Origin of the sequence: uncultured Campylobacter sp. (genome assembly GCF_938045625.1) — a bacterium.
Classification (GTDB): domain Bacteria; phylum Campylobacterota; class Campylobacteria; order Campylobacterales; family Campylobacteraceae; genus Campylobacter_A.
Map to the genome: position 1 here is coordinate 1 of NZ_CALIAV010000032.1, position 24,579 is coordinate 24,579.

Here is a 24,579-nt window from a genome sequence, read left to right on the forward strand (position 1 = left end):
ACGAAGCGTCGCCCCTTCCTCTCCCAAGCCCTCTCTAACCCCACTGCACGTGAGAGGTTGCTGCACTACGTGCAGGTCAAATTTCTCAAATTTCCCTTGCGTTTTTCGCAAACACGTTTAGCACCGAGGCGCGTTTTTTACAAATTTCTTTATATTCGTATTCGGGAACGCTATCGATCACGATGCCCGCTCCGGCCTGCACGAAAATTTCGGCGAAATTTCCCCCAAGTTCGCCGATTTTTAAATTTGACTCGTTTGCGCCGTCAAGATGCGGGTCATGCCTGCCAGCGTCAAATTTGCCGTCAAATTTACGCGCAAATATCGCGCTTCTAATCAAAATCGCCATTTGCGCGTCGCCGTTAAAGTGGAAAAATCCGATGCCGCCGCCGTATGCGTTGCGCTTATAGGGCTCAAGCTCGGCGATGATCTCCATGGCGCGGATCTTGGGCGTACCGCTTAGCGTGCCTGCTGGGAAGATGCTGCCGACCGCGTCAAATGCGTCTAGATCATCCGCCTTCGCGCCGTAGACGTCGCTTACGATATGCATCACGCTCTCGTAGCGCACGATACGCATGGCGTTTTTGACTGCGACGCTTTTTGGCTTGCTGACGCGGCCGATGTCGTTACGAGCGAGGTCGATGAGCATTTTGTGCTCGGCTAGCTCCTTTTCGTCGCTTAGCAGTTCGCGCTCGAGCGCGGCGTCCTCTATCGCGTCCCTGCCGCGTCCGCGCGTGCCTGCGATAGGCGCGACGTAGATTTTACCCTCTTTGATCTCGCAGACTAGCTCGGGGCTAGAGCCCGCGACGTCGCCGTATGGGGTCGGGAAGTGAAACATATATGGGCTCGGATTTGCCTCGCTCAGCGCTCGGTAGAAGTCTAGGCTATCCATATCCGAGGCTAGTTTTAGCTGTTCGCTTAGCACGACTTGGAAGACGTCGCCGCTTTTTAGGTACTCTTTGGCGCGTTTCGCGATACTCAGAAAATGCTCTTTTTCGCCGTCTAGGTCGGTTAAAATTTTATATTTGCTCCACCTTGTTGCGCGCTGTTTCTGGGCGGCCGCTTCGTCATCTGCGCTAAATTTAACGAGGAAATCGTAATACCGCTCGCGGTCGCCGTAAAAGCTGTAAATTTTGCTATTTTTATCAAAGTGTAGGTAGGCGCGGGCGTTAGCGTAGAAAAAGTCGGGGAAATCGTACTGCAAGGCGTTAAATTCGGGTATTTTTTCAAAATATTTTATCCCGCCGTAGCCCAGCACTCCAAACAGTCCCGCAAAGGGGGTACCCGATTTTTGAGCTTTAAAATAGCTCTTAAGCCCTGCAAAATCGGTCTGTTCGCTGCTAATGTACTCGCAGTCGATGCCGACGATGGTCTGCGTCGTGTCCTCGGCGAGGTAGGAGTTGGCGAATTTTTCGCGGATCTTTTCGTAATAAAAAACGGGGCTCAAAAGTAACATAAAACATCCTTTAATGAGCGCAGATTATATAAAAATTAAGCTTAATTTTCATTTGACGGCGGCGTCAAAAAGCTCGCGCTCTAGCCTCTGCGCCGCGTCTAGGGCGTGGCAGTCCGAAACGCCGTATCTAGCCGCGACGCTTTTTATATCCTCAAAGCTCACGACCGTTTTGCCCTCTCTTTTTTGAAATAAAAACTTAAACGGAAGCTCTAGCGCAAGGCTCGGTTCGCATTCTATTAAGGGCGCAAGTACGCCCGGCGCGCCAAAAATCACAGTAACCGACGGCGTCAAATTTACTCCCGTTTGCGCGGCGAAAACGTGATGAGGCACTACGGCAAATTCGCTAACGTCTTTCATGTCAAGCAGTCTTTGAAATCTCTTAACCGCGGCTTCTAGCTCTAACTCGCTCTGGCCTGTTGTGACGCCTGCGAAGGCCAAATTTAATCCCGCAAAAATCATCAAAATCAATCTTTTCAATAATTTTCCTTTTTTAAATTTTAAAATTAATTTTACCCAAAAACGGCTAAAATCGGATTTTACTTTAAGGCGAGATTATGGAAATTTTATCGGTTGCATCGATCGGATACGTGTGTTTGGGACTATTTGTCGGCTTTTTGTCTGGATTTTTGGGCATAGGAGGCGGCGCGGCGGCTGTGCCGATACTCGTGTTTTTGGGCTTTGACGTCAAATACGCAATCGGCGTGAGCGTCCTGCAGATGGTGTTTAGCTCAGTTTACGGCTCGCTTTTAAATATAAAAAACAAAAACGTCGATCTAAAGCCTGCTTTGGTGCTAGGCATCGGCGGCTTTTGCGGGGCGAGCGCGAGCGGTTTTATCGTGGCGAGCGTACCGTCTAAGTTTTTGCTTCTAACGCTTATCTGTATTCAAACTTTTAACGTTATTAAGCTATTTTTTAAAAACCCCGAGCCAAAAGGCGCGCAAATTCCATCTCTCGTTCCGCTTTTTTTCGTCGGACTTTTTGTCGGTGCGGTGGCTATCAGCGTGGGTATCGGCGGCTCGGTTATCATCATGCCGGTCTTGATAAATTTTCTCAACTATGATATAAAAAAGGCCGTCAGCACGGGACTATTTTTCGTGATATTTTCGTCGATTTCGGGTTTTGTTAGCCTATCCTCGCAAGGACTCGTACAATACGAAGTGGGCGCTTTGGTCGGTATCGGCTCGCTTATAAGCGTTAGATTTGGCGTAGCTTTAGCGCAAAAGATCGACCGCACCGTCCAAAAAAGATGCCTACTCGCGCTCATCTGTACGACGTTAATTATAATGATAAATAAGCTTTTTGCTTAAATTTGAGTTTATAGATTTAAAGCAATACGATTAAATTTGCGATAAATAATGGAGCGAGGTAAATTTACCCCACCCGCTTTCAATAAAAATCAGAAATTTTCTAAAAATCCGCCATCGCTTAGTTTTAGCTCGAGATCTTTTATATACTCTTCGGCTGCTTTTTGGTATTCGTTTTTGCTGACGGTTTTTATTACTTCGCCGTTTTTGCCGGCAAACTCCAGATTTCTTTCGCGTGCAAATTTTACCGTTTGTTTTATGATATTTTCGAGCGAGTTTTCGCCGTTAAATTTAAGAGCGATAAAGGCGTCAAACTGAGAAAAATTTGCCGGCACGTTTAGTTCGTCGGCGATTTTTATCACTGGTTCGTCTGCGGCGGAGAAATACTCAAAATAGCCTCGTACTCGCTCTTTTAAGCGGCTTTTGCCTGCTTCGTAAACAACCTTTGGACGATCGTAGGTCGTTAGCTTAGCGCAGTCTGCGGCTAAAATCTCCATAAAGCCAAAATACGCTGATTTTACGGCGTTTTCATCGTCTTTTAAGAGCGCGGCGACGTCGGCAAAATTTACGCTTGCCGGATAAACGTCAGTAAAGACTTGATAAAGCCAGTCGTACTCAGGCTTCATCGCGATATTTTTGATGTTTAGGTAGCCGTTTTTCGTTTTGCTAAAGTCTGCCGATATATGCAGCTTGCAAAGTTCGTCCACGCCGATATTTACGCTAAAATCGTTCGGAACAAGCTCTTTGTGCACTATCATACTGCGTCTGAAAATATTATTGGTTAAAAAATCAAGCATCTGCTCTTTTTCGATACGCGAGCTAAAATTTGCGTCTATATACGAGTCAAACTCTTCCAGTCCCAAATTTGACTGAAAAACATCCTCGAGTCCGACTTCGGCAAGATATGCTAGGTCATTTTTCTCTAGACTATTTGCAAAATCTTTAAAATAAATCGGATTATTAAAAGCCTCCAAATACTCGTGAGCTATGTATGAGTCGTTCATCGTTAGAATATAATCAATATGAAATTTTAGACTTTCGAAATTTACAAAAATTTGACTCGCATTGCCGTCTTTTTGGCAAAATTTGGCGTATTCTCCAAGTACTTTTAAAAGCTCTCTAGCCTTAGCTACCTTTGCGGTTTCTCCCTTTATGTCCTTGGTACCGAAAATCAAACAATCCCTGATCGTATCCTTGATCTTCCAGCCCGGATAGACGTTGTAGCTCACGTACGCCACGCCGTTTGGGCTCAAAAATCGCTTGATAGTTTTTAAAATCGCGTCCTTTACGACGTCCGGCACCCAACTATAAACGCCGTGGCAGATGATGTAGTCAAATTTACCGTAATCTCTCACGTCCGCATCAGTAAAATCGCAGATATCTTTTGCCCTAAATTCGATATTATCCACACGCATTTGTTCGGCTAACTCTTTGGCTTTATTTATCTGCACTTCGCTTAGATCTATGCCTAGCGCCTTTGCTTGCGGATTTGCGATGGCAAAAGGAAACAAATTTCCGCCGTAGCTGCAACCGATTTCTAGCACCTTGGCTGTTTTAGACGGCGGCGGAGTTAGCGATAAAAACGAAGCCAAAGCCTCAAGTCGCGCAGGCGAAGTCTCGGGGAAAGCCGATGAAATATATGGAAGATTATTGTACGATTCTTGAATTTCGTTCATTTTAGAGCCTTGGGTTAAAATATTTTTACGATAATACAGCAAGGGCTATTAAATGCGGGTAAATTTAGGCGGTTAAGACCGCCTAAATTTGATTAAAATTTAAGCCCAAAAACGGCCGAAGCGATAAAAACGACGGTTGCCGTGATAAGAAAAATACCGATGATATTTAGCCAGATTCCAGCCTTTATCATCGAGCTGATTTTTACGTAGCCAGAGCCGTATGCGATGGCGTTTGGCGGCGTGGCGACGGGCAGCATAAATGCAAACGTAGCCGCCATAGCGACCGGGATCGTAAACAGCATCACGTTTGCGCCGGTATAGCCAAGTCCCGCGCTAACGCCTGCGATGACGGGCAAAAAGGCCGCTGCGGTAGCGGTGTTTGACGTGATCTCGGTGAGGAAAATGACGAGCGTTACGACGGCCATGATGATCGCGGCGACAGGCAGCGCGCCGAGCGCAGAGACCTGATGACCGATCCAAAGCGACAGTCCGCTGCTACTAAACTGCGCCGATAGCGACAGTCCGCCGCCAAAGAGTATGAGGATATCCCACGGCAGCTTTTTGGCGCTATCCCAGTCGATGAGACGCTCGCCGCTTTTGTTTGCGGGTACGATAAATAACAAAATCGCCGTACTCATCGCTATTATCGCGTCTAAGCTAGCGATTTTTACGTCAAAGGACTTTAGGATAAAACCTAGCGATATCCAGCACGCAGCCGCTGCTACAAAGATGACTCCGACAAGCTTTTCTGGCGTGGTTATGGGGCCTAGTTTATCTAGCTCGTCTTGGATCACTTTTTTGCCGTTTGGTATCTCGCCGATTTCAGGCTTAAAGAGTACGTAAGTGAGCAAAAACCAGCACGCCGCAAGCATAACGACGCTAAGCGGCACGCCGACTAACATCCACTCAAAAAAGCCGATCTCGATGCCAAATTCGTTTTTCATGTATGCAACCAGAAGGGCGTTTGGCGGAGTACCGATGATGGTGCCAACTGAGCCGATCGAGGCGGCGTAGGCGATGCCTAGCATCAGCGAGATACCGAAATTTGAGCTAAAGGTGCTCGTTTTTTCTTTTATCTCCTTTGCGATGTCGCGGCCTTTGTGAAATACCGTATTCATAAAGCCGCCTTGCACGCCTTTTCGCGAAATTTCGTCCAAATTTGCCACGTCCTCGATCGCCGTAAACGTCCATTTTTGAGTCGTTAGACGTCCGACCAAATGCAGTACGCTAAGGCCCACCGGCAGCATCATTATGGCGGTTGCGGTGTTGCTCACCCACATGGATAAAAATCCCGTCGCCACCATAAACCCCGCCACCAGCCGTCTCGGGCTCGTGCCAACTAAAAGCACGATACCAAGGGCGATTCTGGTGTGCAGATTCCACCTTTGCATAGCAAGGGCTAACACAAAGCCGCCCATAAAAAGATAGATCGTGTCCGAAGCATACGGCGCCGCTACAACCTTAAACGCATCGACGCCAAGCACCGGAAATGCCACCATCGGCACCAGAGCGGTCGCGGGCAGGGCGATGGCCTCGGTCATCCACCACGCCGCCATCAGCGCAGCTACCGCGGCGACGACTGGCATAGCTTCTACGTGCAGCTTTTTGCCCTTGGCCGCCGCTAGAGCGATGTCTCCTGCGTTTGCGGGGAAGATTTTATAAACCCAAATCGCTAGCAAAACGCCTAGCACCAGCCCGATGAGCTCGACTCGGTTTGTTCTTCTGTCTATAGGAATGTTTGGATTTGCCATGATAACTCCTATGCTTGGGATAATTTATAATACATCCAAAAAGCTTATAGCTTAAAAAATTCTTTTACTTTAAAATTGATTTTTTACTAAAGTGTTGATAAAAGTAACAGCGATTTTAGTTAAAGAGATTTTGGGTATAATTACGGGTTAAAAATTTAAAATCACGGAAGCGAAAATGAACGCAAACGACACCATAAAAATCACGGGCGCGCGCGAGCACAACCTGAAAAATTTAAACCTCGAAATCCCAAAAAATAAGCTCGTAGTTTTCACCGGACTTAGCGGCAGCGGCAAGAGCACGCTAGCGTTTGACACGCTTTACGCCGAGGGGCAGCGCAGATATATGGAGAGTCTATCAAGCTACGCCAGACAGTTTCTAGACCGCGTAGGCAAGCCCGACGTAGATAAGATCGAAGGCCTCACGCCCGCCATCGCGATAGATCAAAAAACCACGTCCAAAAACCCGCGCTCAACCGTGGGCACGATAACGGAAATTTACGACTACCTGCGCCTCCTCTACGCTCGTATCGGTATACAGCACTGCCACAAGTGCGGCAAACCGATCTCTAAAATGTCGGCTAGCGATATCATAAACGAGATCCAAAAGCTACCCCAGGGTGCTAAAGTCGTCATCTACGCTCCGCTTGTGCGTGAAAAAAAGGGCACATGGGCGGATCTGATCGAAAATTTACGCGGCAAAGGCTACGTGAGAGCTCAGATAGACGGCGTGCAGGTGCGTCTAGATGAGGAGATCGAGCTAGCTAAAACCAAAAAACACACGATAAAGCTCATCGTGGACCGCATCGTTATAGACGCCGATAATGCGCAGCGCCTAGCTCAAGACGTAGAAAAAGCGCTAGGAGAGAGCTACGGCGAGGTCGAGATCGAGATCGCAAATGCCGAAGAACTCGGGCTAAAAGAGAGCTTTATACATTACAGCGAGCACTCGGCGTGCTTTGATTGCAAAATTTCATTTACGCCGCTTGAGCCGCTTAGCTTTAGCTTTAACTCCCCAAAAGGCGCGTGCGAGAGGTGTGATGGCCTTGGTATCAGATATAGCCTGGATCTAACCAAAGTGATCGATGAGGAAAAAAGCATCGAAAGCGGCGCGATAAAGCTGCTTTACGGCTACAACATGAGCTATTATTATAAATTTTTACTAGCTTTTTGCGAGCAAAACGGTATCGATGTAAAGCGCCCCTACTGCGAGCTTAGCGAGGATGAAAAGCGCCTCGTGCTCTACGGCAACGTAAAAGAGGTCGAGTTTTTCTGGAAGCGAAACAAGCTGCTGCGCAAATTTGAAGGTGCGCTAAAAATCACGCACGGACTGCTAAAGGACTACAAGGACTTCGACGAATACATGAGCGAAAAGGTCTGCGACGACTGCGGCGGACACAGGCTAAAGCCTCAAAGCCTAGCCGTCAAGGTCGCAGGGCGCGGTATCGGCGAAATTTTAGATATGAGTATCGAAAACTGCACCGCGTTTTTCTCGGACGAGTCAAATTTTAGCTACCTTAGCGAATACGATAAAACGATCGCAAAGCCGATATTTAAGGAGATAAACGAGAGGCTGTTTTTCCTCTACGACGTGGGGCTTGGCTATCTATCGCTCGGACGTGACGCGCGCACGATCAGCGGCGGCGAAGCGCAAAGGATTCGTATAGCAAGCCAGATCGGCTCGGGCCTTAGCGGCGTGATGTACGTGCTAGATGAGCCTAGCATCGGTCTGCACGAGCGCGATACGCTAAAGCTCATAAAAACGCTTCGAAATTTGCAAGCCAAAGGCAACTCGGTTATCGTCGTAGAACACGATAAAAAGACGATCGAGGAGGCCGACTATATCGTAGATATCGGGCCTGGAGCGGGGAAATTTGGCGGGCAGATAGTTTTTGCCGGCGACGTGAAAAGCCTGCTAGGCTCAAGCACGCAAACGGCGCTTTACATAAACGGCGAAAAGGAAATCGACTACCAAAAAAACCGTAAAAGCGACACGTGGCTTGAAATCTCAAACGTAAATATCAACAACATCTCAAATTTAAGCGCGCGCTTTCCGCTGCGAAATTTAGTCGGTATCACGGGAGTTTCTGGCTCGGGTAAAAGCTCGCTCGTACTGCAAACCCTGCTGCCTGAAGCCCAGGAGCAGCTAAACCGAGCTAAAAAGGTAAAAAAGGTCGCGGGGGTAAATTTGAGCGGACTAGAAAATCTAGACAAAGTGATCTACCTCGATCAAAGCCCGATCGGCCGCACTCCGCGCAGTAATCCAGCCACCTATACGGGCGTGATGGACGAGATCAGAGGGCTTTTTGCGCAGACTAAAGAGGCCAAACTGCGAGGCTACAAGATCGGTAGGTTTAGCTTTAACGTCAAGGGCGGACGCTGCGAAAAGTGCCAGGGCGAGGGCGAGATCACGATCGAGATGCACTTTTTGCCAGACGTAAACGTCGTTTGCGACTCGTGCGGCGGCACCCGCTACAACGCGCAGACGCTAGAAATCCTCTACAAAGGCAAAAATATCGCCGACGTGCTAAATATGAGCATCGACGAGGCGGTGGAGTTTTTTAAATCCGTGCCTAAAATCGCTAGCAAACTAACGACGCTGCAAGACGTGGGCCTAGGCTACATCACGCTGGGTCAAAACGCCGTGACGCTAAGCGGCGGCGAGGCACAGCGCGTAAAGCTCGCAAAAGAGCTCAGCCGTTCGGACACGGGAAATACACTCTATATCCTCGACGAGCCGACTACGGGGCTGCATTTTGCCGACGTCGATAGGCTCGTGCGCGTGCTACATCACCTGGTCGATCTTGGCAACTCGGTCTTTGTCATCGAGCATAACATGGACGTCATCAAAAACTGCGACTACATCGTAGATATGGGGCCTGAAGGCGGTGCAAAAGGCGGTAAAATCATCGCTGAGGGTAGCGTAAAAGATGTCGCTAAAAATTATAAAAAAACGGGTAGCTATACGGGTAAATTTTTGGCCGAGGAGCTGGAAAATATGAAAAACGCGGCAAAAAAGTCGAAGAAAAAATAAACGACGTTAAGAGATTTGCGGCAGGCAAATTTGCGGTATAAATTTGATGATTTGCAGGCTAAGCCGCGCCAAATTTGGCCAGCAAAAACTGCGGTAAATTTAACGAAAGGCAAAAAATGCGGCTTTGGACGATAAGTTTTAAATATCTCGATGCAAAGGGGCTAGTCGCACTTTGGCGCGAGGCGCTGCTAGCTAAAAACGTGCTGGCTGGACTTACCAAGGGCTACAGAAATCACCCGCAGCTTGACCGCTTTTACGCGCATGAAAACGCGCAGGCGGCGATAAACGCGTATCTAGCGGAGGTTTATGCGCAGGCCTGCGCTCGCGACTATAAATTTGACGCGGCAAAAGTGGGCGAATTTGACGAGCGAAATTTAGCCAAAATAGCCGTCACTCACGGGCAGATAGAGTATGAATTCGCATTTTTGCAAGAGAAGCTAAAATCGCGCGACATCAAGGCTTACGAGCGAAATTTAAGCGTTAAAGATATAGAAATCGCGAGCATTTTTAAAGAGGTCAAAGGCGGAATCGAGCCGTGGAAAAAGGTGAAAATTTAGCGTCGTCTTTTGGCTTGCTTGGGCAAATTTGATTAGTAAAAACGTGAAAATACATTATGATGATTTTGCTCTAAATTTGACGCAAAAACAGTGAAGCTAAATTTGCGACAGGCGGCGGTTTTATAAAATTTCGAGTGCTAAATTTGGCTTTTAAAACTGCTATGTTGATAGAGTGATACTTCTTGTACGGAGCTTGAATTTCTCCGCGACTTTGAGCGGTAAACATGTACGGTTTTAAAGAGCGCCGAAGCCAACCGATGTAACTATCTTTTTACGATGTCGGCTGTTAAATTTAACGTTTTAAATTTGACGTCAAATCTAAAGGACGAAACCGTCAAATTTAAAAAGGCGAACCTGACGTAAAATTTCCGCCAAATTCGCCTTTGTTTTTCAAAAAAACTTCGCCGACCGATCAAATTTTGCGTTCAAATTTTACAGATCGGAGCTCGTTCTACTCCGCTCTCATCTGCTCGGCGGCAGGCACTTTAGGCAGTCCTGGCATCAGCATAGTTGATCCGCTAACCGCCACGATAAAGCCAGCTCCGCCGCGGATCTCAAGCGCGCTAACTTCGAAGCTAAAGTCCTTTGGTCGTCCTAGTAGCTTGGCGTCCGAGCTAAAGCTATACTGCGTTTTTGCGACGCAAACAGGCAAACTCTCAAAGCCTAGACGCGAAATCTCGGCCAGATCCTCCTGTGCGCGCGGGCCAAATACGACATCTTTTGCGCCGTAAATTTTAGTCGCGATCTTTTCGATCTTGGTTTTGACAGGGTCGTTTGCATCGTAGGTGAAGTTTATCTCGCGAGCCGGTTTTTCGCAGATTTGCGCGACTTTTTTGGCCAGATCCTCTGTGCCCACGCTTCCTTTTAAAAAGCCTTCGCACACGCTAAACTCAGCCCCCGACTCCTCGCAAAGAGCGCGGACGTGAGTGATCTCCTCGTCCGTGTCGGTCGCGAATTTATTTAGCGCGACGATGACGTTTTGATTGAAATTTTTGAGATTTTCTATGTGGGCTTTTAGGTTTTCGCCGCCTAGCTTTAGCGCGTCCAAATTTGGCTGTGAGATGCCGTCTTTATCGCATCCGCCGTTATATTTTAGCGAGCGGATGGTGCTTACTAGTACGACGCATTTTGGCGCAAGTCCTGCGGTGCGGCACTTGATATCGAGGAACTTTTGCGCTCCTAGTTCAGCGCCAAAACCCGCCTCGGTCACGACGTAGTCGGCTAAATTTAGAGCAGTTTTGGTTGCTATCACGCTGTTGCAGCCGTGCGCGATATTTGCAAACGGTCCGCCGTGGATGAGCACGGGCGTGCCTTCTAGCGTCTGCACGAGGTTTGGTTTTATCGCCTCTTTTAGCAGGACGCAGACGGCGTCGGCGCAGTTTAGGGATTTTGCGCGCACGAGGTCGCCCTCTTTATCGTAGGCGACGACGATGTTCTCGACGCGTTCTTTTAGATTTTTTAGATCGGTCGCGAGGCACAGGATTGCCATTATTTCGCTAGCGGCGGTGATGACGAATCCATCCTTTCGCGTAAATTTATTGCTCTTTTCAAGACCTATCTCGATCTCTCTTAGCGAGCGGTCGTTCATATCCATGCAGCGTTTGAAAACAACGCGCGCAGGGTCGATATTTAGGGCGTTGCCGTGGTGGATGTGGTTATCTAGCATCGCAGCGATGAGGTTATTTGCCGAGGTGATAGCGTGAAAGTCGCCGTTAAAGTGCAGGTTGATATCCTCGCTAGGCGTCACCTGCGAGTATCCGCCGCCAGTCGCTCCGCCTTTTATACCAAAAACGGGCCCAAGGCTTGGTTCTCTAAGCGCGGCACACACGCGTTTACCGATACGTGCTAAGCCGTCAGATAGCCCCACGGTTACGGTCGTTTTGCCCTCTCCGTACGGTGTCGGGTTAGTCGCGGTAACTAGGATGAGGTTTGCGCTGGGTGCGCTACCTAGGCGCGGTTCGATCTTGGCTTTTAGCTTGCCGAAGGTATCTAGCACCTCCTCGCCTAGCCCCAGTTTTGCACCGATTTTTACGATATTTTGCGGCTTTGCGCTCGCTTCTATTTCTCTGTCGCTTAGCATCGTCTTTCCTTAAAAATTTGATTTAAAATGATTTTGTAATTTTACCTCGCAAATGCGAAAAATCTCATTAAATTTTAGCCGCTCGTAATCAAATTTGGGCTAAATTTGAAACTAAAATCAGCAAAGGGGCGACGATGAAGGCGGTGAATGTTTTGCTTTTTGAGGGATTTACTACTATGGACGCGCTGGGGCCGGCGGAGGCGCTATCTAGGGCGCTGGATGACGGGCGAAAGTGTTACGAGATAGAGTATTTTTCGGCTACTGGCGAACTCGTCGGCGGCAGTACTAACGCTAAAATTTGGACGCGAAAGCTAGATGAGATAGCTAAATTTGATATTTTGCTCGTGCCGGGCGGTTTTGCGGTTAGGGAGCTTGCGCATGAGAGCGAGTTTATCGCTATTTTGGGCGAGCTAGCGGGCAGACACGATCACGTGATCGCGGTATGCACGGGCTCGGTTTTGCTAGCTAAAACGGGACTTTTGGACGGCATGGAGGCCACGAGCAACAAACTATCGTGGCAGTGGGCGACCTCAGAGGCTCCTGGCGTGCGCTGGATACGCGCGGCCCGCTGGTGCGTTAGCGGGAAATTTTACACGAGCTCGGGCGTGAGCGCGGGTATCGACGCGGCTTTGGGTTTTATCGCGGATATGCACGGACGGGACGAGGCGCAGCGTATCGCTCGGACGATGGAATACGTCTGGAATAGCGACAAAAACGCGGAGTTGTTTTAAAATTTAGTTTGCGGCGGTTGCTAAAATTTGAGCGCTAAATTTAAGCCGAGTCAAATTTACTGCGCCGCGCGCCAAAATCGTAAGTTTTAAAACAAACGGCTCGTATCTTGTCCCGCGCTACCACAGTTTTAGGCAGACTTGCCCTATTATGACGGCGATGGGAGCTCCGTTTATGTCGTAGGTGTTGCTCGAGTTTGAACCAAAATCGGGCTTAACGACATTGCCTTGTATCACCCAAGTGTTGCTTGAGTTTGCGCCGTATTTGGGTTTTATTTTTCTCCCGTCAAACTCAAAGGTGTTAGAGGAGTTGGCTCCAGTTTTAGGCTTTAGCACGCCGCCGTCAAATTCAAAGGTATTGTGCGTGGTTGCGCCGTATTTGGGCTTTAGCTCGTTGCCCTCGTATACCCAAGTACCGTTGCCAGCAGACCTTCCGTCCCAGTTGATTTTCGGCATTTTATCCTCCTAAAATGAGTTATAAGCAATCACTTTGCGCGGCTAGCTTCTTTTGCTTTTATCGCTTCGTAAATTTCATCCGCGTTAGTCAAATTTGCATCCAAAAACTCCTGCGCCTTTTTTAGCGTGCGCGCGCCCATGATGCCGTCGGCCTTGACGCCGATAGCCTTTTGCACGTATAAAATTTTCTCTTTTTGCGTCGTCTGTGGCGCGGTTTTAGCTGCGGCGGTAGAGTTTGCTTCGCGTGCGGTCTCGTTTGAGCCATCAAATTTAGCCGTCATCTCGCGAAATTTAGCCTCCAGGCTGCGCGACGCCTCAAACCGCTCGTCAAGCTGCATAAGAGTCGGCGCGTAACCAAAGCCAGATATCGCGCCGTAGATCGCGCCGAGGGCTCCAAAACCGGCTAAAATTTTAGAAAACAGCGAAAAAGCCTCTTTGTTTCGCATGCTTTGGCGGTACTCTTTAGGTACGCTACTTCGGCGAAATAGCGTAACCAGCGCGCTAAGAGGCGCCAATACACACAAAGCAACGCCCGCGCAAATAGCCAAAAATATAAGCGTATAAATAGGCGACATGATGTAGCGCTCGGCTAAATTTTCGCCTAAAAATCCTGCCGTAAAAACCAGCGCAATCAGCCAAAACACAGAGCCCAGCCCGAACCAAACCGCAGGCGAGTAAACGGGAGAGATTTTATCCAGGCATTTTTTCATCGTATCGCCTAGCTTGCTTGCGGCACCCCTTGAGACGTAGCCGTCGCAGGCCTCTATCACGGCGTTTGCAGCCTCTGTTTGCGCGCCGTCTGTTTTAGCGATACGCTTTAGCGCGGAGTCAAGAGCGGGCTGCGAGCAGTAGCGCGTGAAAAATTTAAACGCCTCGCGCCTAGTTATCTTGCCGTCGGCGTTGATCTTTTCTAGCATAGATATCTCGTCTGCAAAAAGATCATCGAAAAAGGGCGGCCTGATAAAGGCGTAGGGTGGGTTGCTAAAGCCCACCGCCTCGTACTCCTTGCCTAGCAGGATAAAATTTATCCGCGTTATCGCGCTAGAACCCACGTAAGAAAACAGGTGCGAATCCTCCCCGCCGCTCTCTTCGTCTTGATAAAACAGTATCGTCTGCGAGATAAATTTGCAGGTGCGCGCGCATAAAAAGTCCAAAAGCTCGTCCGCGTAGGCGCGCGATTTTATTCGTAAATTTACGCTTGGTTTTGCGTAGGCGCCGATGTTTGCTACCGTGGTAAAGTATCCGTGTCCGCTGCACTGGGCGCACTGCACGTAGCCTAATCCCCCACATCCGCCGCACCTAACCGTGCCAGATCCCGAGCAGCCGTAGCAGGTGTTTGAGCCGCTACCTCCGCATGACGAACAGCTCTCGTAGCGATACGTCACGTAGGTGCTACCGTCTGAGTTATACTGCGTGTGAGGGCGATTTACGCCGCCGTCGCCTCCGCACGTAGAGCAGCTTTGTCGTCCGCGTCCGCCGCAGCTGGAGCAGGTTTTTTTGCCTCGTCCGCCGCACTCGCCGCATCTCGTCTGCCCGTCGCCGCCGCAGTTGCCGCAACGCTCGCTCATACTAAAGGGCTTAAAATCGTAATACCTAACCGCGCCGCCTGATTTTGCGACGGCTTCTTTTGCGTCTTGGCGTAGCTCGGCGAGTAAAATCTCGTGCAAATCGGCGCTATCTCTAGCTTGCAATAAGCACTCTCTGGCGTGATTTTCGTAGCCGCGTGCGTCGTCGCCGAAATGTATCTGCTCCTTTGCGCCGCCAGCGATCTTGCTCTCTTCGCGCTTGCCGTAAAACTCCCACGTCACGGTTGCCATCGCTTCAAAATCAAAAATTTCGTGCGAAATTTCTACCAAGTCCTCAGGCTTAGCTTGGTTGCCGCTTACTAGATTTCGCAGCCCTTTTAAAAACGGCTCGCGTAAATTTAACTCGTCAAATTCGCTCATTTTAAATCCTAAATTTTATTTTACGCGTCTAGTCCCGCGCGCTTTTTTATCTCGCTTAAAAACTCCGCTCCGCCGTCTGCGAAAGCCTCGCGCGGCACGGCGTAAAACATGGAGTTTGCGATGATAACGACGACGAAACTACCGACGTAGCGAGCGTCGCTGATGACGTTATAAAAATATCTGCCCTCGCCGAATTTGCTCTTTTGCACGAAAAACTCATCCTCTAAGATCACGCTTTTTGGTCCGAATTCGCCGTAGTTTGCTTTATTTATCAGCGCGCGAGTAAGCAGCCAAGGCCGCAGCCCAGTAGCGTAAAGCAGAGTAAAAAACGCGGCCATCCACGATAGGTAGGCTAGATTTTCCACGCCGCTAAAACCGTAATCCCTAAGCAAGTCGCTAAGCTCCCTGAAGTAAAATTTGACGCACAAAAGCGTGATAAAAAACATGCCAAGAGCCGATGCCGTAAAGTCGCATATACGTATGTTTCGCATAAATTTATCGCCCTTATAGACTATCTTGCCCACCTCGCGCGTCATCGCTTTATACTCGGCGCTAGGCTTTATCTCAAATTCGGCTTTTAAATTTGACATTTTCGTCCTTTAAATTTTGATGAGATATTATCAAATTTGGCCTAAATTTACGCTATTTTTAAAACGGCGGCTAAAACGAGAATTAAGCCTAAATTTCGTAAAATCGCCGCCAAGACGCGAGGTCGCGTAATACGTTTAAAGGCAAACTATGCAAAACTCAACCACGTAAATCCCGCTAAATTTAAACCAAATCAACCAATCAAAATTTAAATTTAACGGAGAAAAACCATGAAAAGACGAGACTTTCTAAAACTAGGCGCGCTCGCGGCAGCTTCGGCGCAGGCGAAGCAATTTAACGCGGCGGCGCAGGCGATATTTGACGAGCAGATGGGGCTTTGCGCGAATAAATTTGGCGCATTTTACGTAAAAACAATCGGCGGCAGAGTCGTTGGCACCGAGCCGTTTGAGGGCGACGCGATGCCAACGGTGCTAAACAACGCCCTAAGCGATCACATCCAAAACGAAACGCGCGTGAAATACCCATACGTGCGCAAAAGCTTCCTAGCCGATCCATCAAATCCAAAACTGGAGCTTCGCGGCAAAGAGCCCTTCGTGCGCGTTAGCTGGGACGAGGCGATAAAGCTAAGCGCTAAAATTTTAAAAGAAAACTTCGATAAATACGGCTCAGAGGCCATTTACGGACAGCTTTATCAGTGGGGTAGCCTAGGAAAGGTCGGCCACTCGCAGCGCACCGCAAAACGCATGCTAAACGCGCTAGGAGGCTACGTGAGCGAGCTTGGCGGCTACTCATACGGCGCGGCGACTGCGTTTTTGCCTCACGTGACGGGCTCTATCGATCCGACGCATAATCCTACGCGCTGGGAAGGCGTGGTAAAGGAGGCCAAAACAATCGTGTTTTGGGGCACGAATCCAGTCGTATCAAACAAGATCGCTATCGGCGTACCGATGCACAACTCCTACGCCTACTACGAGATTATGAAGGATAAATTTAAAAAAGGCGAGATGAAAATTTACAGCATAGACGTTTACCGCAACGAAACGGCGGAGTATTTCGGCGCGCACTATCTCGCCGTGCGCCCCTGCACCGATACGGCAATGCTGATCGGGCTTTGCGATTATCTTTACGAAAACGGGCTTTACGACAAGGAATTTATAGAGCGTTACACGGTCGGGTTTGATAAATTTAAGGATTATTTCACGGGCGCTAAAGACGGCGTGAAAAAGGATCTTGCATGGGCGAGTAAAATTTGCGGCGTGAGCGAAAAGGAACTAAAAAATTTAGCTGATACTCTAGCTAAAAAAGACACGCTCATCGTCACGGGCTACTCTATCCAGCGCCAGCACCACGGCGAGATGGCGTACTGGGCGCTGATCACGCTAGCGGCGATGCTAGGCGATATCGGCAAGACCGGGCGCGGCTACGTGATGAACGATCAGATGCATAAAAACGCAGATATCAGCTTCATCGCGCCAAAGCTTCAGGCATTTAACCCGGCGGTAAACGAAAAATACATCGCCCCGCAAGGCAAGCTAGCCAAAGCCAAATACCACGAGATACCAAACAGCAGGCTCATAGACGCAATCATGGAACCGGGTAAGCAGATCGAACGCAACGGCAAAAAATACGTCATGCCGCACATCCGCGTGATGTTTAACGCCAACGGCTCGACCTTCACCCGACATCCCGACACCAACCGCGCGGTCGCGGCGATGAAAAAGATCGAAGCGATCATCACCACGGAGCCGTTTTGGACGAGTACGGCGAGGCTCAGCGACATCGTGCTGCCGTCGGCTCTTGAGTGCGAGCGCACGGATATAGAGTTTGCAAACTCGACTAGCGAATACCTCTTTGCGATTAAACCGCTAGTAAAGCCTGCGGGCGAGAGCAAGAGCGACTTTGAGATCGCGCGGCTCATCTGCGCGCAGTGGGGCGAGGAGTACGAACAGGCCTTTAGCGAGGGTAAAACGGAGCTTGAGTGGGTGCGCGAGATCTACGAAAACGCCGCAAAGCAAGCCGAAGGCATGGGCATAGTGATGCCGAAATTTGAGGAATTTTGGGAGAAAGGCTACGTTAAATTTGATCAAGTGGACGAGAAAAAGCGATACTTCACAAACTACGCGGACTTCCGCGCCGACCCAGAGAAAAACGCGCTAAAAACCCCGTCTGGCAAGATCGAGCTATACTCCGAAGCGGTCGAAAAGCTAGGTTACGCCGACTGCCCGCCGCACGCGACGTGGATGGAGCCGTTTGAGTGGCTGGGCGGCGACGTGAGCAAGTATCCGATCGCCATCAGCGGCGCACACTCTAAATTTAGGCTCCACTCGCAGCTAAACAGCTCGCTCATCCGCAACTACGCCGAGATCGCAAACCGCGAACCCGCGCTCATCAGCCCCGCCACGGCAAAGGCGCGCGGCATAAAAACAGGCGACGTGGTGAGGATCTACAACGATCGAGGCGAGATCCTCTGCGGCGCGCTGGTAAGCGACACCGCGCAAGATAACGTCGTGATCGTGAGCGAAGGCGCGTGGTACGACCCGGCCGTCTGGGGCGAGAAAAGTCTTTGCAAACACGGCAACATAAACGTGCTAACCAAGGACGTGCCTAGCTCGCAGCTCTCGCAAAGCAACACCGCGCACACGAGCATGGTGCAGATCGAGAAATTTAAAGGCGAACTGCCGAGCGTAACGGCGTTTGATAGGCCTGCAACGATAGAGGCTTAGGCTTTGTGATTTAAATTTGAGCGGTAAGCTAGCCGCTCAAATTTGACTACTTTTTAAATTTACCCGCTCAAATTTAGCGTCAAATTTAACTCAAATTTGACCGCTCCAGCGCTTGCTCCGCGCCGCTAAATTTTAAATTTGCTTTCAAATCAGCCGTTTTTTTGCCTAAAATTTGTAAAATTAGCCAAAAAAAAGGATAAAAAATGAGCCAAAAAACGCTAACGATCATCGACACTTTCGGATTTTTTTTCAGACTTTACTACGCGATGAGCGGACTAAAAAACCGCGAAGGCAAGCCAAGCGGCATGGTGAGCGGCTTTGCTAGCTTTATCATGAATCTGCGCCAGGAGTTTGCCAGCGACTATATCATTTTCGCGCTAGATAGCAAGGGCAAAACGCTGCGCCACGAGATCCTGGGTGAGTATAAAGCCAACCGCTCCGAGCCGCCCGCCGCGCTAAAAGAGCAGCTGCCCGTGTGCATCGAAATGATAGAAAAAATGGGCCTAGCCGCCGTGAGCCGCGAAGGCTACGAGGCCGACGACATCATCGCTAGCGTCGTAAAGGAGTGCAAGCAGCGGGATATATTCGTACGTATCGTGACGCACGATAAAGACCTCTATCAGCTCATCGAGGACGGCAAGGTAAGCATCTACAGCCCCCAAAGCAAGATCGACCACGATAGCGCGAGCTGCATAGAAAAATACGGCGTTCCGCCAAGTTGCATACGCGATTTTCTCGCGATCGCGGGCGATAGCTCGGATAATATCCCCGGCGTCAAAGGCATCGGCGCGGTGGGCGCCAAAAAGCTTTTAAATGAATTTGGCAGCCTCGAGGGCATCTACGAAAACCTGCCGCTAGTGCGAAACGAACGTATCCGCGGGATGCTAGCAGAAGGCCGAGAGAGCGCGTTTTTGAGCAAGCGACTAACCTCGCTCTTTGACGACGTGCCTGACGTGCTAGATCTAAAAAGGGCGGAATTTCCTGAGCAAAATCCGCTCGTAAAGGTCGCCGATACCCTTCGTGAATACGATCTAAATCGCCTCTTAAAAGCGCTACAAAACAGCCAAGACGCGGGCGAAAACGCGGAATTTAAGCTTGGCTTTAACGCGCGGCTTTTAACTGACGAGGACGAGATCGAGCGACTGCTGGCAAATATAGACGCGGACACGCTCGTGGCCTTTGACACCGAGACCACGGACGTCGATACGCAAAACGCCCGCCTGGTCGGCTTTAGCTTTTGCTTTAACGACGAGGAGGCCTACTATGTTCCGGTGGCGCACGAGTATCTGGGCGCGCCAAAGCAGGTGAGCAAGAATTTCGCCGCCTGGGCGATAGGGCAAATTTACAAAGGCTGCGTGATCGGGCAAAATTTAAAGTACGATTTTAAGGTCGTAAAGCGAAATTTGGGGCTCGAGCCGCCTGCAAATTTTAAAGATACGATGATACTAGCGTGGCTCATGGATCCAGGCTCAAGCGTAGGTATGGACGCGCTAGCTAAGCGCCTCTACGACTACGACACGATCAAATTTGAAGACGTGGTAAAGCGCGGCGAGACCTTCGCGTCCGTGGCTCTAGAAAACGCGGCAAAATACGCCGCCGAGGATGCTTGGATAACGCTCAAATTTTATAAAAGCTTTTTAAATTTGCTTGATCCCGAGCTGCTCGCACTTGCAGGTAAGCACGAGTTTCCTTTCATCCTCACGCTTTTTGATATGGAGCGCGAGGGTATCGCGATAAACCAGGGGAAAATGCAAAATTTAATCCTGCGAAATGACGCTAAGATCAAGGCGCTGACGAGCGAAATCTACGAGCTAACGGGCGAAAATTTTAATATTAACTCCGTTAAGCAGCTGGGCTCGGTGCTGTTTGAACACCTAAAACTACCCGTAAAGAAAAAGACCAAAACGGGCTACAGCACCGACGAGGCCGTGCTAGCTGAGCTCATCGAGGAGCATCCCGTCATCGAAAAGCTACTCGAGTACCGCGAGCTATATAAGCTGCAAAGCACCTACTGCGAACCGCTGCTAAATTTGGCTAAAAAAGACGCCGACAGCAGAATATACACGAACTTTATCCAGACGGGAACCAGTACGGGCAGGCTCTCGTCTAAAAACCCTAACCTGCAAAATATTCCAGCTCGCGGTGCGTTGGCAAAGGACGTGCGAGGCTGCTTTGAGGCCAAAAGCGGCTTTAGCTTCGTGGGCCTTGACTATAGCCAGATCGAGCTGCGACTGCTCGCGCACTTTAGCCGCGACGAGGCGCTTTTGCGGGCGTTTGCGAACGACGAGGACATCCATGCGCGCACGGCGATTAGTATATTTGGCAGCGCCGAGGGGCAAAACCGCGCGGTGGCTAAGAGTATAAATTTCGGCCTCATCTACGGCATGGGCTCGAGCAAGCTGGCAAATCAAGTAAGTATCACGCGCACCGAGGCAAAAGAGTATATCGAGCGCTATTTTAAAGCTTTCCCTACGATAAAGGGCTTTTTAGAGGGGATAAAAACCGCGGCGAAAAACGAGGGCTTCGTGCGCACGCTGCTGGGTAGAAAGCGGTTGTTTGACTTTACTACCGCGACGCCGATGCAAACGGCGATGTATGAGCGCGAAGCGGTAAACACGATATTTCAAGGCTCGGCTGCGGATATCATCAAGATGGCGATGGTAAAAATTCGTCCGCTTTTAAGCCCGCGCGCTAGAATGCTTTTGCAGATACATGACGAGCTGATTTTTGAGGTGCAAGACGGCTACGCTGAGGAGTTTGGCGCAGCGGCGCAAAAGATAATGCAAGAAATTTATAAACTAAACGTACCGCTAAAAACGAGCCTAAACGTGGCGAAGGATTGGGGCGAACTGAAGTAAAAATTTAAAGGCTTATTCTAAATAAGCCTTTTCCTTTAAATCTTCAAGTATGAATTTCATCTTAAGTTTTTGATTTTTGTCGCCGTTTTCTGATAAAATTTTAAATACTTTTAAAATTTTATCTTTTAGTTCTTTGTTGTTCTGGAGTCTAGAAATATCTCTTTGCAAAAATCCTATCGCGCTACGAAGAAATTCTAAATCTTCATAGCAATATTTTTCTAAAATTTCTTCCGTTATTTTTGAGGATAACTCTTTTTGGACCGAAACTCTAGCGTTAAAAATATTTTCCATTATCCTCTCTGCAGATGATATCTTATATATTTCATTTTGTGTTATAAAATTATCGTGTAGTTCCTTAACACGCTCATCAAAATTTGTCATTTTACCTAAAATATCGGTATATAAATTTTGATATTGGTTGTTTTCGAAAACACCCCTTATATAATCTAGTAAAACTTTAGTAGCAAATTTATGGTATTTTTGTTCATTTTCTTCATCAAATTTTCCTAGTGTTTCTATGTATAAAATAAAAGGACTAACCCCGACTATATCTATTATATTCTCTTTATTTGTTTCTAGACAACTAAAGAGACTCTTTACAAAAAGTCTATTATCATATTGTAAATCTAAAGTACCTTTAAAATACTCATTCAAAATTTCCTTTTTGATTTCTTGATATTGCTCATTTTTAATTATATTTTCTATAATCGTATCGAGGCTCTTAGTATCTATAATAGATTTCTGAGCATAAGATAGTATATTTGCGCCCAATTGGCGATAGTGTGCATCATATGAAATTATAAGCGAATATTCCGCATATTATTTTTTACTCATATCTTTTTTGTTTTTAAATAAATCGTATACGTCCTCAAGCTCTCCAAAAAAATTTAACACACCGAGAAATCGCTCGAGTTTTGCAGAAGAGTTCATCGCATTGATAATTGATATTCCTAGTATATAAGTTATGACGTTGTCTTTTATAGGTTGATATTTTTGCAGTTTGTCTTCTAGATGTTGCTTATAATCATTCAGCGCATTTATTGCTCGCTTCATTACTCTGATGTTATTTATGGCGTGTTTTTCAAAATACCGCAATGCTGCATCTCGGTAAACTTCCTTTAGTTTGTCTGGTATGGTACTAAAAGATTCCTGCGGAGTCGGATCATAATAAAATTCGTAGTCCATAATTTTATCTTTGTATTCCGATAAAATTTTTTCTAGTTCTGTTTTATCCTCTTTTGTTTGACTATCATTTTTGAGCTCTTTATCTTCTAAATTTTCCTTATCTTCTTTTTGTGTTTCTTTAGCAGGAGCCGTCATCTTTGAGCGATTTAAAATCATAACTATATGACAATTTTGCTGCTCTTTATATTCGGAAATCAGCCCTAAAACATCTTTTAAATCTATCTTATCAGATATTCTTTCAAAATCGTCGAAGCAGATTATAATGTCTTTAAAGTCTTTTTTTTCAAAAAACGATATACAACCTATTACTGCCGAACCTAGCTTAGGTGTTATTTCGTCAATTACCTTGTCAAATTTTAAATGTCTTGCTTTCTTTGAAAATTCCGAAATATATTTATTTCTTTTATAAATTTGTATTCCTATCTCTTGCTTGATTTCCTGGATGCTTTCCTTACCGAATAAAGATACATAAACAGAATTTTCCTTAAATTTTTCATTAGAAAAATTTTTCCAAAAAGTTGTTTTTCCTACGCCCCATTCGCCGTCCAAAACGACGCAGGCGGCATTATCTCGCTGCAATATTTCCGTTAATCTTTGTTCGATATTTTCTTTGGCGGTACTCATATTGATCCTTTATTGTTTTAAAATTTTACTAGAATAGCGATTAAATTTCTAAGTATTTTAAATTTAATCTTGCAAACCATAGCGCACAACTTACCGCAAAAATCCCTGCTTGCGCAGAAATTTTTCTAAGCTCGAGGCAAATTCCGCGTAGCCCACAGCGTTTGGATGGATCTGATCGGACATCAGGCGGCTTTGCTTCATCACGTTGCCCCAGGCGTCAGAGAGCAAAGGCACGCGGTATTCCTTCGCCAGCTCCTCGTACAGCTCGTGATCGCTAAATATGCCCAGAGCCGCACCCAAAGTTAGCTTGGGAACGCCGATCAGCACCGCGCGACTGCCGCTCTCTTTTACCGTGCGCAAGATGGCGGCAATATTGGCGCGCGTGGTGGAGCTAGGCTGTCTGCGCAAAAAGTCGTTGCCTCCTATGCTAACTATCACGAGTGCGGGCTTATATTCTTGCAAAAGCGCGGGCAAACGCGCCAAAGCCTGCGCGCTAGTATCGCCCGAAACTCCCGCATTTAGCACTTGCCAGCTGCTCAAGCGCGCTAAATTTGCCGGCCACGCGCTCTGCTCGCTAGCACCAACTCCCTGCGTGATCGAGTCGCCCAGAGCCACCACGACGCTGCCGGCCGGTAGCGGGCGTTCTTTGTCTCTGCCGCCACAAGCCGCGATAGATAGCGCAACGAGCGCGGCAAGCAGTATCGCGTAAAATTTTCTCATAAAAGCTCCGTTGAATTTTTATTTCTCCGCTTTTGCGGTAAATTTACGAAACGCAAACCGTGCCGCGATAAATTTAATCGCCGAACGCAAGCAAACTCGCTCAAATTTATAAATTTGCGTGAATTTAAGATACAAGCCGTCGCGTGCGAAAATTTGCGCTAAATTTTAAAATTTAACGCAAATTCTAAAGCAAATTTCATGCGCTCCGTCGCGGTGTTTTGCCACTCGCCCGCAATACGCCTAAAGCCGTTAAAATTTGGCGACCATCGTGAAATTTCAAAGCGCAAGCCGCCTAAATTTAGCTATTTTATAAACCCGACCTGCGGTAAAATTTCAGCCAGCGCCGCGTCCTTTTTCTCGTTAAATTTGACCTTGTTCTGCTCAAAAAGATTATTTCCGTGCGCGTCTATGGAGACGATGAGCGGGCCAAACTCCTTTACGCGGCACTTCCACAAGGTCTCTGGCATACCAAGCTCCGTCCAGTCGGCACTCTCGATCTGCTCGACCTGCGTCGCGGCGACCACCGCGCAGCCTGCCGGAAATACGCAGTGTATCGCGCCAAACTCCTTGCATCCGCTCATCGTGCCTTCGCCCATGCCGCCTTTGCCCACTATCAGGCGCACGCCCGTTTTGGCGATAAACTCGCGCTCGAATTTCTCCATCCGCATGCTAGTAGTCGGCTCCACGGAGACCATCTCAAAGCTTTTATCGCCGGTTTTTCTGATGATCGGCCCTGCGTGCAGGATCGCACCGCCTGCTATATCAATCGGTAGCTCGCGGCACTCCTGCACGACGCGTCTGTGCGGCACGTCGCGGCAGGTGACGATGTGTCCGCTGAGGTAGATCACGTCGCCGATCTTGATATCCGCTAGATCCTCGGGCGCGATCGGCGTGGTTAAAATTTTCTTACTCATAGCGCGAACTCCTTGTGCGATTTT

18 protein-coding genes are annotated in these 24,579 nt (G+C 48.2%); 6 read left to right on the plus strand and 12 right to left on the minus strand.

All coding sequences use genetic code 11. The annotated features are described in order from the left end of the window. Window positions 1-85: 85 nt before the first annotated feature. Window positions 86-1,453, minus strand: a complete 1,368-nt coding sequence (locus tag Q0386_RS03110; protein ID WP_299026947.1) for an anthranilate synthase component I family protein — start codon at window positions 1,451-1,453, stop codon at window positions 86-88. A gap of 48 nt (window positions 1,454-1,501) precedes the next feature. Next, window positions 1,502-1,930, minus strand: a complete 429-nt coding sequence (locus Q0386_RS03115) for a DUF302 domain-containing protein (protein ID WP_299026950.1) — start codon at window positions 1,928-1,930, stop codon at window positions 1,502-1,504. A 77-nt stretch (window positions 1,931-2,007) separates the two neighbouring features. On the opposite strand from Q0386_RS03115, the gene Q0386_RS03120 reads away from it, so the two are divergent. Beyond that, on the plus strand, window positions 2,008-2,760 hold the full coding sequence (locus Q0386_RS03120; RefSeq protein ID WP_299026953.1) for a sulfite exporter TauE/SafE family protein: 753 nt from the start codon (window positions 2,008-2,010) through the stop codon (window positions 2,758-2,760). Window positions 2,761-2,849: 89 nt separating this feature from the next. Here the strand turns inward: Q0386_RS03120 and Q0386_RS03125 are convergent, their stop codons facing one another. Together Q0386_RS03125 and Q0386_RS03130 are read right to left on the minus strand one after the other, a co-directional pair. Further along, the gene (locus tag Q0386_RS03125; protein WP_299026956.1) at window positions 2,850-4,433 is read right to left on the minus strand and encodes a class I SAM-dependent methyltransferase; all 1,584 of its coding nucleotides are present in this window, start codon (window positions 4,431-4,433) and stop codon (window positions 2,850-2,852) included. Window positions 4,434-4,525: 92 nt separating this feature from the next. Further along, entirely contained in the window at window positions 4,526-6,184 is a 1,659-nt protein-coding gene (locus Q0386_RS03130) for a DASS family sodium-coupled anion symporter (protein WP_299026959.1), read from the minus strand. A 175-nt stretch (window positions 6,185-6,359) separates the two neighbouring features. Between Q0386_RS03130 and uvrA the strand changes: the two genes are divergently transcribed. Both uvrA and Q0386_RS03140 read left to right on the plus strand, forming a co-directional pair. After that, window positions 6,360-9,215, plus strand: a complete 2,856-nt coding sequence (uvrA, locus tag Q0386_RS03135) for an excinuclease ABC subunit UvrA (protein ID WP_299026962.1) — start codon at window positions 6,360-6,362, stop codon at window positions 9,213-9,215. A gap of 116 nt (window positions 9,216-9,331) precedes the next feature. Further along, window positions 9,332-9,772, plus strand: a complete 441-nt coding sequence (locus Q0386_RS03140; protein WP_299026965.1) for a pyrimidine dimer DNA glycosylase/endonuclease V — start codon at window positions 9,332-9,334, stop codon at window positions 9,770-9,772. 451 nt (window positions 9,773-10,223) lie between these two features. On the opposite strand, the gene Q0386_RS03145 is transcribed toward Q0386_RS03140, so the two are convergent. After that, window positions 10,224-11,852 carry a formate--tetrahydrofolate ligase gene (locus tag Q0386_RS03145; RefSeq protein ID WP_299026968.1) on the minus strand — a complete coding sequence of 543 codons (1,629 nt, stop codon included), beginning with the start codon at window positions 11,850-11,852 and terminating at the stop codon, window positions 10,224-10,226. 134 nt (window positions 11,853-11,986) lie between these two features. Between Q0386_RS03145 and Q0386_RS03150 the strand changes: the two genes are divergently transcribed. Further along, on the plus strand, window positions 11,987-12,583 hold the full coding sequence (locus Q0386_RS03150) for a DJ-1/PfpI family protein (protein ID WP_299026971.1): 597 nt from the start codon (window positions 11,987-11,989) through the stop codon (window positions 12,581-12,583). 117 nt (window positions 12,584-12,700) lie between these two features. On the opposite strand, the gene Q0386_RS03155 is transcribed toward Q0386_RS03150, so the two are convergent. The 3 genes from Q0386_RS03155 to Q0386_RS03165 are packed head-to-tail and all read right to left on the minus strand — an operon-like array spanning window position 12,701 to window position 15,572. Beyond that, entirely contained in the window at window positions 12,701-13,036 is a 336-nt protein-coding gene (locus Q0386_RS03155; RefSeq protein WP_002947408.1) for a hypothetical protein, read from the minus strand. Window positions 13,037-13,065: 29 nt separating this feature from the next. Beyond that, window positions 13,066-14,982, minus strand: a complete 1,917-nt coding sequence (locus Q0386_RS03160) for a hypothetical protein (RefSeq protein ID WP_299026976.1) — start codon at window positions 14,980-14,982, stop codon at window positions 13,066-13,068. A gap of 20 nt (window positions 14,983-15,002) precedes the next feature. After that, window positions 15,003-15,572 (minus strand): YcxB family protein, encoded by a 570-nt coding sequence (locus tag Q0386_RS03165; RefSeq protein WP_299026978.1) that lies wholly within the window; start codon window positions 15,570-15,572, stop codon window positions 15,003-15,005. Between the two features lie 228 nt (window positions 15,573-15,800). On the opposite strand from Q0386_RS03165, the gene Q0386_RS03170 reads away from it, so the two are divergent. Continuing rightward, a complete protein-coding gene (locus Q0386_RS03170) occupies window positions 15,801-18,254 on the plus strand; it encodes a molybdopterin-dependent oxidoreductase (protein WP_299026981.1) in 2,454 nt (817 codons plus the stop codon). Between the two features lie 203 nt (window positions 18,255-18,457). Continuing rightward, window positions 18,458-21,112 carry a DNA polymerase I gene (polA, locus tag Q0386_RS03175; protein ID WP_299026984.1) on the plus strand — a complete coding sequence of 885 codons (2,655 nt, stop codon included), beginning with the start codon at window positions 18,458-18,460 and terminating at the stop codon, window positions 21,110-21,112. Between the two features lie 12 nt (window positions 21,113-21,124). Here polA and Q0386_RS03180 read toward each other — a convergent pair whose 3' ends face one another. From Q0386_RS03180 to ttdB, 4 genes are all read right to left on the minus strand, one after another. Beyond that, window positions 21,125-21,766 (minus strand): hypothetical protein, encoded by a 642-nt coding sequence (locus Q0386_RS03180; protein ID WP_299026987.1) that lies wholly within the window; start codon window positions 21,764-21,766, stop codon window positions 21,125-21,127. Window positions 21,767-21,931: 165 nt separating this feature from the next. Further along, entirely contained in the window at window positions 21,932-22,921 is a 990-nt protein-coding gene (locus tag Q0386_RS03185) for an ATP-binding protein (RefSeq protein ID WP_299026990.1), read from the minus strand. A gap of 90 nt (window positions 22,922-23,011) precedes the next feature. Beyond that, complete coding sequence (locus tag Q0386_RS03190; protein WP_299026993.1) at window positions 23,012-23,641, minus strand: arylesterase; 630 nt, start codon at window positions 23,639-23,641, stop codon at window positions 23,012-23,014. Between the two features lie 302 nt (window positions 23,642-23,943). Further along, window positions 23,944-24,555, minus strand: a complete 612-nt coding sequence (gene ttdB, locus Q0386_RS03195) for a L(+)-tartrate dehydratase subunit beta (RefSeq protein WP_299026995.1) — start codon at window positions 24,553-24,555, stop codon at window positions 23,944-23,946. Window positions 24,556-24,579 lie beyond the last annotated feature (24 nt).